Annotated in this window: 6 protein-coding genes; 2 read left to right on the top strand and 4 right to left on the bottom strand. The window is 61.1% G+C overall.

The annotated features are described in order from the left end of the window. Nucleotides 1-86: 86 nt before the first annotated feature. A protein-coding gene (locus Q1L50_RS07990; RefSeq protein WP_300337363.1) for an IS3 family transposase occupies nucleotides 87-1,222 on the bottom strand; the annotation gives its coding sequence in 2 pieces (ribosomal slippage) (nucleotides 87-970 and nucleotides 970-1,222; 1,137 coding nt in all). Nucleotides 1,223-1,569: 347 nt separating this feature from the next. Between Q1L50_RS07990 and Q1L50_RS07985 the strand changes: the two genes are divergently transcribed. Further along, a complete protein-coding gene (locus Q1L50_RS07985) occupies nucleotides 1,570-2,928 on the top strand; it encodes an IS1182 family transposase (RefSeq protein ID WP_300337361.1) in 1,359 nt (452 codons plus the stop codon). Nucleotides 2,929-3,198: 270 nt separating this feature from the next. On the opposite strand, the gene Q1L50_RS07980 is transcribed toward Q1L50_RS07985, so the two are convergent. Both Q1L50_RS07980 and Q1L50_RS07975 read right to left on the bottom strand, forming a co-directional pair. Continuing rightward, nucleotides 3,199-3,423, bottom strand: a complete 225-nt coding sequence (locus tag Q1L50_RS07980; protein ID WP_300337360.1) for an XRE family transcriptional regulator — start codon at nucleotides 3,421-3,423, stop codon at nucleotides 3,199-3,201. Nucleotides 3,424-3,494: 71 nt separating this feature from the next. Next, nucleotides 3,495-3,740, bottom strand: a complete 246-nt coding sequence (locus Q1L50_RS07975) for a hypothetical protein (RefSeq protein WP_300337359.1) — start codon at nucleotides 3,738-3,740, stop codon at nucleotides 3,495-3,497. A gap of 249 nt (nucleotides 3,741-3,989) precedes the next feature. Here Q1L50_RS07975 and Q1L50_RS07970 point away from each other — a divergent pair, with 249 nt between their 5' ends. Next, the gene (locus tag Q1L50_RS07970) at nucleotides 3,990-4,247 is read left to right on the top strand and encodes a type II toxin-antitoxin system RelE/ParE family toxin (RefSeq protein ID WP_300337358.1); all 258 of its coding nucleotides are present in this window, start codon (nucleotides 3,990-3,992) and stop codon (nucleotides 4,245-4,247) included. Nucleotides 4,248-4,401: 154 nt separating this feature from the next. Here the strand turns inward: Q1L50_RS07970 and Q1L50_RS07965 are convergent. After that, a partial coding sequence (locus Q1L50_RS07965; RefSeq protein WP_300337357.1) for a toprim domain-containing protein occupies nucleotides 4,402-5,392 on the bottom strand: 991 nt, incomplete at its 5' end.

Raw genomic sequence — 5,392 nt, 5'->3', positions numbered from 1 at the left:
GGAAAGTCGCCAGACTTTTCCACGGCAAGCGGCCCGGTGCGCGACAGCGCATCGTCCACAAATCCACGGAGCCCCTTCCTCATGCCCTACGCCGCCGGTCGCGTTGCGGCCGCGAGCGCCGCGAAGTAGGTGGCGTCCGGCGTCTGGCCATCCAGGGAGCGATGGGGGCGTCGCTCGTTGTAGAAGCGCAGATACGTGGCCAGGTTAGGTTTCGCATCGGCAACGCTGTCATAGGCCTTGAGATACACTTCCTCGTACTTGACCGTCTTCCACAGTCGCTCGACAAAGACGTTGTCCCGCCAGGACCCCTTGCCGTCCATGCTGATCCGGATGTCGTGCGCCTTGAGCAGGCCGGTGAATTCGCCGCTGGTGAACTGGCAACCCTGATCGGTGTTGAAGATCTCCGGGCAACCGTGCCGGTGGAGGGCTTCTTGCACCGCGTCCAGACAGAAATCGGTCGTCAAGGTGTTGGAGAGCCGCCAAGCGAGCACTCGCCGCGAGTACCAGTCGATCACGGCGAACAGGTAGAGGAAGCCCCGGCGCATCGGAATGTAGGTGATGTCCGCCGCCCACACCTGATTGGGCCGCTCGACGGCGAGATCGCGCAGGAGATACGGATGGATTTCATCCCCCCGCTGCCGACGAGAGGTGTTGGGTTTCCGATAGAGGGCCTCGATCCCCATACGCGCCATCAGGGTGCCGATGTGTTTGCGCCCGGCCTCGAAACCCTCGGGACGCAGCAGATCACGCAACATGCGGGCGCCGGCGAACGGGTGCTCGAGATGCAACTCGTCGATCCGGCGCATCAGCGCCAGGTCCTCCGCCGAGACCTCGCGGGGCGTGTAGTAGGCGGTCGAACGCGCCAGCCCGAGCAGGGAGCACTGTTGCGATACGGGGAGCTTGTGGTTGCGGTCAATCATCGTCTTGCGCTCAGCAAGCCCGCCTTGGTGAGCGCATGTTCTAAAAAATCGTTTTCCAGCGACAACTGGCCGATCTTGGCGTGCAGTTTCGTCAGGTCCGGATCACTGCTCGCGGGGCTTCCGGCGTCTCCAAATACCTGAATCGCACGCTCTGTCAGTTGCCGCTTCCAGTCCGTGATCTGGTTCGGGTGAATGTCATACTGCTGCGCCAACTCCGCCAGCGTCTTGTCGCTCTTCAGCGCCGCCAGTGCCACTTGCGCCTTGAATGTCGGTGTGTGGTTCCGCCTCGTCCTTCTCGTCATGCTCTTGCTCCTGGTATGGCCGATCCCGCAGCCGTTCGTGGGGGCAAGGCTACCACTTATCCTGCTTTCCGAATTTCCGGGGCCACCTCTCTTCCCCTTCTGTCCACAGGGTCGGCTTCTCCATATAATCTACAAGCCTACTCATAGGTTCACTTGCATTACGGCCGGCTCTCTTGCTGTTGGGAAACTCACGACCCCGTGTTACCACGACGGCGCTTCCTCATGCTAGCGGGCATACAGACAACTACCCAGACAGGACTTCAACCCGCTAGCAGCCTGTCGGACTTTCGGCTTGCTGCCCGCCAAATATGCTAAAATCATGCTTGTCGAAGCAACCGAGGTCCGGCATGTCCCACTTCATTGTCACCGATCGCAAGACCGACTACCTGCTGCCGCCATCGGTTGACGATTGGTTGAATCAGGATCACCTGGCGCGATTCATCGTGGAGGTGGTCGACCAGCTTGATCTGTCGAACCTGACGCGACAGTACGCTGGACGTGGATCGAAGGCGTACCATCCGGCGACCCTGCTGGCGATTCTGGTCTATGGCTACGCCACGGGTATTTTCTCCAGCCGCAAGCTGGAGCGGGCGACCTACGATTCGGTGGCCTTCCGCTACATTGCTGCCGGAAGCCATCCCGATCACGACAGCCTGGCGACGTTCCGCCGGCGTTTTCTTGACGAACTGAGCGACCTGTTTCTGCAGGTCCTGGATATGGCCAAGGAAATGAAACTGCTCAAGGTAGGTAACGTCTGTCTGGACGGCACGAAGATCGAAGCCAACGCCTCGAGGCACAGCGCGCTCTCGCACGGCCACATCGAAAAGCTGGAAACCCAGCTCAAGGCTGAGGTGCAGGAACTGTTCGCCTTGGCGGAACAGGCCGATCAGGCCGACGTTCCGGACGGCGTCAGCCTGCCCGAAGAAATCAAGCGGCGCGAAGATCGGCTGGCGGCGATGGCGGAGGCCAAGGCGAAGATTGCAGCGCGGGCGGAGGAGCGCTATCAGCGAGAGAAAGCCGAGTACGACGAGAAGATGGCGCGGCGCGCGGCCAAGGAAGAAGCGACCGGCAAGAAGTTGGGCGGCAAGCTGCCGAAAGCCCCCGAGCCCGGCGCACGGGACACTGACCAGATCAATCTGACCGACGAAGAATCGCGCATCATGCCGGTGGCCGGCGGCGGCTTCGAACAAGCGTATAACGCCCAGGCCGGGGTTGATGCAGTGACGATGCTGGTTGTGGCGGTCGGCGTAACGCAAGCCGCCAATGACAAAGAGCAGGTCGAGCCGATGCTGGCGACGCTCAAGGCACAGGCCGAGGTTCTGGGTTCCGTGGAAAGTCTGATCGCCGACACGGGCTTCTGCAGCGAGAAGAACATCAAGGCGTGCGAGGCGGCCGGCATCGATCCAGTAATCGCGGTAGCTCGCGACGAGCACCATCCTGACTGGCGGGAGCGGCACAGCGAACCGGCACCGCTGCCGGAGAATGCGACACCCGTGCAGGCCCTGTCGCATCGCTTGAAGACCAAAGCGGGACGAGCGCTCTATGCCTTGCGCAAGCAGACGGTGGAGCCGGTCTTCGGCATCATCAAGTCGGTCATGGGTTTTCGCCAGTTCTCGCTGCGCGGTTTGAAGAAGGTCACCGGCGAGTGGACGCTGGTCTGCTTGGCGTGGAACTTGAAGCGGATGGCCAAATTGCGCCCACAGTAGGGAAAAACGAGGGGAAAACCGTCGAAAAGGCCAGAAAGTCGACAAAATCCGACCCTCTCATTCCGCATGGTGAAATCTCGCGGTTTTCCCTACTCCAAGTCCGACAGGCTGCTAGATTTGCTGCTGCTAGTGCGAACGGTCAGGTCTAACATTCGGACAAAGAAACACAGAAAGAAACGAGCCACGAGTGATTCCTTCAACTACCACAACCGCCTCGCCCTCCGAATCACTGATCATCATGTAGAGCAGCGCATTAGCCCACAACCCTGGTTACGCCACCTCCAACTCGACATGCACGCGCCCGCGCAACAGGTCATTGACGCGCGACTGGAAGACGACGCGACGGGCTACGGCGTCGGCCTGCTTCCACTGGCTGCCCTTGATAATGGCGGCGATTTGCCGCATCAGTCCGGCGCGGGCCTGAAGGTTGGCGGCCTGTTCGGGGCTGTCGGCGATCGCATCCCACACGATGCTGAAAGTATCGGCCTTGGTCATTGGGCACATCTTGTCAGTTCGGTGAATTGTATAGCAAGCCCCAAGACGCGCAACCGAAAAAAACGTCCGGATCAACGAGGCAATGAAGTACTGCGAGCCATCAGCGAGGAACCCCCTACTAGATGCGCATGGTAGCGTTGCGCCGTGCGCTCGATCGATTCAGAGCATTCCAAAGGCAGGATCACCGCCTGCGGATTGAGCAACTGCGCGAAGCGGTTGCACAGGATCGGCCAGTCTTCCTGCTTGATCGGAAAGTGGCGGCCGAGGTTCAACAGCGTGATCTGACGGACCTTGCCACCGATGCGTTCGGTGCGCACCAGTCGGTGGCTGACGTAGCTTTCACCCGTCGCCCTGTTGCGGGTTCTCGTCTGTCGTATGAACATGCCCACGAACGTACAACAAAAGCAAGGGGATCGGCCACCACAGCACACGATTATGGCACTACTACAAAACGCCAGAAAAACCCACAACTCGAAAAATCAACGACTTATAATCGAGCCGTGCCTGAAAAGCAGGAAATATGCGTATGGGGTGTTAACAACCGGCTAGCGCATTGAATGGGGTCCATGGCCCGCGAGGACTTGCTCGCCATCGTCCAATACATCGGCAGGGACAGCCAAACGATCGCCGGGGCCTTCGGCAATGCACTACGCGACAAGACGACACCGCTGGCAGAACGCCCAGCGCTCGGCCAGCCAGGTCGACTGCCGGACATCCGCGAGCTGGTCGTACATCAGAGCCACATTGTCTTCTACCGAGCTCTGGACGAGGAGCGCACCCTGCAGGTTCGGCGTGTTAAACCCGTCGCACTACAAGTGCCATGACCTTCACCATGGACACCCACCAAAAGGCAGGTGAATGGTGAGATCCTCGTTCCGGGGATCACGCCGGCCGGTGACCACGACCATTCACCACAAGGTTCTCCCGAGCGAATAGACAATCGACATCGCGGTACAGCTTGCGATGCCGCCGTAGGTATCATCCAACCTTCGCCACCCGACGCCCTGCTTGTTCCTGCCTTTCCCCGCGCGCCAGCACCTCAACACTCCGCCCCTGCTGGCACTCGATCACGTCATCAACCACCGACCGAACCTGCCGCGCAATCCCTTCCTGCCCGAGCACGCTCCTGGTAGCCAAGTCATTGAAGTCGGTGAAGCCCTTCGGGTTCGCGGCCTGCTCGCCGGGCGCGAAGATCGGCAGCAGCAGCTTGCCGCCGACCGCCCGGGCGGCTTCTTCGGCCTTGCTGCGGCCGGGGTTCACGCCCTGGGTGGCCTCCAGGTGCTTGTCGTCGTCGCCGGCGATCACCATCGGCTTGTCCGGGTACTTCTCGTGCAGGGCCTTGGCGACGGGCACCAGGTTCCCCGAGTCGAAGGCGGCGACGGTCGCAAAACCCAGCGTCTGCGACAGGCTGCCCGCGGTGGCGTAGCCTTCTCCGATGACCAGGACGGGTGCCTTGGCCAGCGCGTCCAGGCCGCCGATCGCATGGAAGCAGACTTCCTTGCGGCTGTCCTTGGCGAAGCGCTTGCTGCCGTCCTCGCGGATGTACTGCATCGTCCATTGCTTGCCGTCGACGTCGGTCGCCGGGATGTAGGTTTTCTGGCCTTCGCGGTCAGTGAAGACGCCGGGCTGTGGCTCGATGCCCTTGGCCTTCATGTACGCGGTCGGCTCGATGACCGGCAGCAGCTTCGCCATCTGCCGGGCGACACGCTGCGCGGTCTGCTCGTGCAGCCGCTCTTGCTCGGCAGTTCGGGCTTGCAGCTTCTCGGCCGCCTCGGCGAGCATCCTGGCTTTCAGCTCGGGTTCGAACGTGTAGCCCTTCGATTTCCACTTCAGGTCGATGCCGGTCTTGTTGTTCTTCATGTAGCCAGCCGGGTGGCCGTCCAGGTGGCCGACATAGAAGCCCGACCCGGATTTCTCGCTGTGTTTCTCGCCTTCGACGCTGATGCGGTGCTTCTGGCCGTCCATGATC

This window comes from Accumulibacter sp. (genome assembly GCF_029255145.1).
Taxonomy (GTDB): Bacteria; Pseudomonadota; Gammaproteobacteria; order Burkholderiales; family Rhodocyclaceae; genus Accumulibacter.
The sequence above is the reverse complement of the archived record's forward strand: the minus strand, read 5'-3'. Positions and strand labels throughout refer to the sequence as shown.

Coding starts and splice junctions, on each gene's coding strand:
- Q1L50_RS07970 (WP_300337358.1), top strand. CDS start 3,990: ATGGCCCGCGAGGACTTGCTCGCCATCGTCCAATACATCGGCAGGGAC.
- Q1L50_RS07985 (WP_300337361.1), top strand. CDS start 1,570: ATGTCCCACTTCATTGTCACCGATCGCAAGACCGACTACCTGCTGCCG.
- Q1L50_RS07980 (WP_300337360.1), bottom strand. CDS start 3,423: ATGACCAAGGCCGATACTTTCAGCATCGTGTGGGATGCGATCGCCGAC.